Source organism: Neorhizobium sp. 05N33 (assembly GCF_056397445.1).
Map to the genome: position 1 here is coordinate 1 of NZ_JBFTNK010000038.1, position 2,365 is coordinate 2,365.

Sequence of the window (2,365 nt, forward strand, 5' to 3'; positions counted from 1 at the left end):
TTTCCCGCTACCGCGACGCCCGCAGGCAGGCCATTGCCATGGCCGCCTTGGAAGACGGTGGCAAGTCTCAAGCGTGAGCCGAGAGCCTCCGACGGGGGAAACGATTGCGGGTGACCTGAGACGCAAGTTTCCTCCGGGAATTCGGAAAGTCCTGGGTTTTCTCGTGGAGGACGAGGGTTGATTGTGAGCGGTAGACCATATCCCTCGACAACAAAAAAACTCCCGGAGCGTTTGCTACGGGAGTTTTGGGAATTTGGTTGCGGGGCTCACAACCAACGATTCCTGCGATTGGTCGAAAGGCCTATCCCAAATCTAGCGGCTTAGGCCGTAGAGGTAAACCCAGTTCGAATCCCTCGCCTTGATGGGCTTCGAACCAAGGGCCTAGGCTTTCCGTCGCTTCCAATCAGCACTCAAGTAGCTGAAATACAACGAAAGCTTAGTCGATCGCTGCCGGCCCTGCGCCCCACGCCGGGGTCCGTGACGATGTCCCAGAGGCTATGGCCGGCACGGGTAACGGACCTCTTGTACCTCTGGGTTTCCGTACGCTTGGAAAGTCGTTTCCCGCCGGAAAGCGAGAGGCGTTATTTGGTGAGGTCGGCGATGCGGTTGAGCGCGCCGGCGAGGCCCTTCAGGGAGACGGCCAGCGCCAGCGGTTGGGCCGGGCTGGCGGCGGAAACGGTGACGTTGAGGGCCTTGCCGGCCCTGAGCTTTGCAATCGTGTCTGCCTCGAAGGCCAGCGGCACGACGCAGCCTTGCGGCAGGCAGGTCGAGAAGGGCAAAGTATTGCCGAGCGCGGCATCGTCGATCTTTAACTGAGCGCCCTGGGGCAGCGCCAGTCCGAGCGGCAGCACCAGCGTGCCCCGGAACTTGCCGTCGGCGCTCTTGCCGATCTCTACGGCCAGGACGGTCTGCTTGGTCTGGTTGTTGGTTTGGACCTGCCGGACGAGGCAGGATGGAGCATTGGCCTGCATCTGGCAGACGACGCCCCAATCGTCGTAGGTCTCGACCAGCGAGCTGGCGCCGCCCGGCAGGGCGGCGGCGGTCGCGGTGCAGCTGACGAGAGCGAGCGCTGCCGCCAGCAGTGAAGCCTTCGGCAAATAGCGGGATAAAGTCATTCGAACAGGTTCCTTTCATATGGCTGGGATCCGACCATCCGTGCCAGAGCGGTTCAGACCCGCCGACCGGCCAGCGTTTGGCGGCTTGTGTATAGTGATTATGGCGTTGACTGGGCCGGGAGCGAGACGCAGCCGCTGCCATTGGCGAGGCAGACGAACGTTCCTTTGAAACGCGGATCGGTGATCAGGTCGCGACTGTCATCCGCGGTTTCGGCATCGTCGGACACCGGCCGGATCGGCACAAACCGGCCGGCATCGAAGGTCGGCGTGACGGAGCTTGCCTGTGTGCCGGGTCGGGGGTCGGCGGCCTTTTCCACGGTCAGCACGCCGGGAAGGAAGCTCATGCGATAATTGGCGGACGCCAGAAGCGTGCCTTGGGTGATCGCATAGGCGCCCGGCTCGCTAAGGCTGGTTGCCGACGTAGCCAGCCTTCCTGAAAGCCTGTCGTTATTGACCAGGCCCGTACCCCCGACCGTGTAGGTGAGCGCCGGATTGGCAAGGCCGTGGCGGCGGCTGACAGAGTCGGCGGCGACCGTGATGGCGCGCTGGTTCACAATGAGGTCTGCACCCGTGTAGCTGATGGCGTAGTTGGCGTTTGCCAGCGATCCTTGCGTGATCGCGTAGGCGCCGGCATCGGCATATTGCCCCGCCGTAGTCGCGAGCGATCCGGAGAGCGTGTCGTTGTTGACAAGGCCCGCCGCCGTGTAGCTCAGCGTCGGATTGGCATCGCCATAGATCTTCGACAGCGCATCCGCCGTCACCGTCAGCGCCCGCTGGTTCACGCCCAGATTGGCGCCGGCATAGGTCAGGGCGTAATTGCCGGAGGCCGCGAGCGTCCCCTGGGCAATCGCATAAGCACCGACATTGGAATACTGCCCCGCCGTGGTCGAAAGCGATCCGGAAAGCGTGTCGCCATTGACCAGGCTTGCACCCCCGACCGTGTAGCTCAGCGCCGGGTTTGCATCACCATAGGTCTTCGACTGCGCATCCGCCGTCACCGTGATTGCGCGTTGATTGATGCTCAAGTTGGCTCCGACATACGTCAGGGCGTAGTTGCTTGACGCCGAGAACGAGCCGGTGATGGAATAGGCGCCAACGTTGGAATACTGCCCCGCCGAGGTCGAAAGCGATCCGGAAAGTGTGTCGTTGTTGACAAGGCCCGTCGCGGTATAGGTCAGCGCCGGATTGGCGTCACCATAGGTCTTGGACAATGCGTCTGCCGTCACCGTCAGCGCCCGCGGGTTCACGGT

At 62.7% G+C, this 2,365-nt stretch carries 2 protein-coding genes; both read right to left on the reverse strand.

The window, feature by feature from the left end:
• Positions 1-581: 581 nt before the first annotated feature.
• On the reverse strand, positions 582-1,115 hold the full coding sequence (locus AC1DLT_RS30785; RefSeq protein WP_477489240.1) for an invasion associated locus B family protein: 534 nt from the start codon (positions 1,113-1,115) through the stop codon (positions 582-584).
• Between the two features lie 98 nt (positions 1,116-1,213).
• Positions 1,214-2,365: MBG domain-containing protein (locus tag AC1DLT_RS30790; RefSeq protein WP_477489241.1), on the reverse strand; the 1,152-nt coding region annotated here is incomplete at its 5' end.